General features: G+C 65.1%; 2 protein-coding genes. Both read right to left on the bottom strand.

The window, feature by feature from the left end; genetic code table 11:
• Positions 1-8: 8 nt before the first annotated feature.
• A complete protein-coding gene (istB, locus tag A5634_RS22280; RefSeq protein WP_065146201.1) occupies positions 9-836 on the bottom strand; it encodes an IS21-like element helper ATPase IstB in 828 nt (275 codons plus the stop codon).
• Positions 833-2419, bottom strand: coding sequence for an IS21 family transposase (gene istA / locus A5634_RS22275; RefSeq protein ID WP_065146202.1), 1587 nt, complete (start codon positions 2417-2419; stop codon positions 833-835). Before istA ends, istB begins: the two co-directional genes overlap by 4 nt.
• Positions 2420-2580: the final 161 nt, after the last annotated feature.

Here is a 2580-nt window from a genome sequence, read left to right as displayed (position 1 = left end):
TGGCTGTGTCAACTCGAAGTGGCCCCGGGGTGACGGCTTGAAGTGGCCCCGCGGGTAGGGGCTGGCTTGCGGGTGTTGCGGGCGTGGGCGAGTCGGTAGGAGGTGGTGCCGGTCTCGATTATTTGGCCGGCGAAGGTCAGCCGGTCGACGATGGCCGCGCAGAGCCGGGGGTCGGTGAAGGTTTTCGTCCAGGCTGAGAAGGGTTCGTTGGAAGCGATGGCGATAGCGGAGCGTTCCTCGCGTTCAGTGAGGACTTGGAACAGCAGTTCGGCTCCGCGCCGGTCGAGTTGCAGGTAGCCCAGCTCGTCGATTAGGAGCAGATCGACGCGCCCGTAGTAGTTGATCAGTTTGTTCAGATGCTTGTCGTCGGCGGCCTCGACCAGTTCGTTGACCAGCTTGCTGGCCAGGGTGTACCGGACTCGGTAGCCGGTTTCGGCGGCCAGGGTGCCCAACGCGATCAGCAGATGTGTTTTGCCGGTGCCGGAATCACCGATCAGGCAGAGCGGGTGTCCTTGCTTGATCCAGTCGCAGCTGGCCAGATGCCCGATGGCGGCGGGGTTGATGGCGGGATTGGCGTCAAAGGTGAACTCCTCTAACCGTTTTGGGCGGGGGAACCCGGCGTCGCGGACACGTCGTTGGGCGCGGCGCTGGGTGCGGTCGTCGCATTCGGCGATCACCAATTCGGCCAGAAACCCCAGATACGACATGTGCTCGCGTTGTGCGGCGGTGGCGATCTCGGTGTATCGGTCGCGGATGGTGGGCAGGCGCAGCATCCGGGTGCCTTGTTCTATCGCGGCGGTGGCGGCTTGGTCGGTGACCCCGTGTCGGGCGGTCATGAGCTGTTTTCTCCCAAGAGGCTGTCGTAGTGGTCAACGGTGGGCAGTGGCCGCAGGTCGGCCGGCAGACTGGCCGGGCGATGCTCGGCGAGCACCACCACCTGCCGATCCCGATCAACGCCGGCGGCAGCATGGTGGTGCTCAGCGGCTTTGCGGGCTTCCAGCGCCACCACGTCGCTGGCGGTGCACCCCACCGACAAGGCGGCCGTAATGCCGGCGAGCACCACAACGTGGTCGAGGTGGCGGTGCAGCAGCAGAACTTCCACCAGGGCGCGGGTGCCCTCGGCATCGCCGTGGGCGTTGCGGGCTGCTTGCCAAAACGCCTCGTGCTCGGTGGTGAACACCTTCGCCGCGCGGGCTTGAGCCAGCGCGGTAGCCCCGGGCAGAGCACCCGGCTTGCGCAGCAAGATCTCCAGATAGTGGTCCAGAACAAGGACTTTGGCGCCCTTGCCGACCGCACGCTGATGGTGTGCCACGACCGTATTACGGTCGTAGGCGAGCACCGTCGAAGCCGATAGTTTCACCCGCAGCCGGTGCCCGATGAACCGGGCTGGGACGCTGTATTGGTTGCAGCGCACCATTATTTGGGCGTAGCGGTCCACCCGCGGCGTCAACGTGCACGCGGTGTCGAACGGCTCGGCGGGCAGCGGGGCCATCAGCGTCTTTTCCAACGCCCAGTCATCGCCAACGCTGGTGGCCCGGTTGCCGACACGGCGCTGATCGTCGGCGTCGTCGGCGGCCGCCAGTAGGGCGTTGAGTTCGTCGATGGAGTCGACCACCGGCATGGGCACGCAGTGGTTGCGCCGAAACCGCCCGCCTTCGCCTTCCACGCCGCCCTTTTCGTGGCTGCCTTCATGGCCGGGCTGGCAATACCAGGCCTGGAAGCCGTAATGGGATTTGAACGCGATCCAACGCTCGTTTTCCTGGCGGGAACGACCGAACAGCACCTGCTTGACCGCGGCGTTGAGGTTGTCGTAGCGGACCTTGTCCACCGGCACTCCCTCGAGGCGGTCGAACCCGTAGACGTGGCCCTCCAAAAACGCCTCCTGGCCCTGGGTCAAAAACGCCCGATGGGCTGCCCGCGCTGAATACGACAGCCGCATGGTGAACAGCGCGGTCTTGGTCTTGACCCCGCCCATCACGACCCACAGGTCGTGAAAGTCAACCTCGGCCTCGGCGGCCGGGGGATGGGTCTGGGGCACATATCCCAACTCCAACGGCTTGCCGGCCTCGGCCAGGATCTTCGGGCGACGCTTGGCCACGTAGTCACGCACCGTCGAATACGACAGGCCGACAGCGTCGTGTTCATCGACCAAACGCGCCAAAACCCTTCGCGCCGTGTGCCGTTGCTTCTTCGGCGCATCCAGATCCGAGACCAACATCGCATCAATCGCCGCCTTGTAAGGATCGAGCCGCGGCGCGACCCGCTGCGGAGTCTTTCGTGGCGGTGGGACCGCCGACCCCAACGCCTGGCGCACCGTACGCCGATGCACCCCGTGCTTATCCGCCAGCGCCCGAATCGACAGGCCCTCAACCCGATGATCGTGACGAATCGCCGCGAACTGCTCCACCCGAGACCTCACCATCTCAACCTCACCTCCGTGACCAGCGGTCCAGAAAATCCATAGACCACTGACCACGGTCAGGTGGGGCCAAATCAAGCCGTCATAACTACCCCGGCGTGTCGAGCAAGTGGGGCCACATCAAGCCGTCCCCCTGGGGCCAAATCAGGCTGTCATAGCCA

The sequence above is a fragment of the Mycobacterium asiaticum genome, assembly GCF_001673365.1.
GTDB lineage: Bacteria > Actinomycetota > Actinomycetes > Mycobacteriales > Mycobacteriaceae > Mycobacterium > Mycobacterium asiaticum_A.
This window is presented reverse-complemented; position numbering and strand designations above follow the sequence as displayed.

Bases quoted from the DNA above. Each gene is read 5' to 3' on its own strand.
- istB (WP_065146201.1), bottom strand. From the start codon at position 836: ATGACCGCCCGACACGGGGTCACCGACCAAGCCGCCACCGCCGCGATA.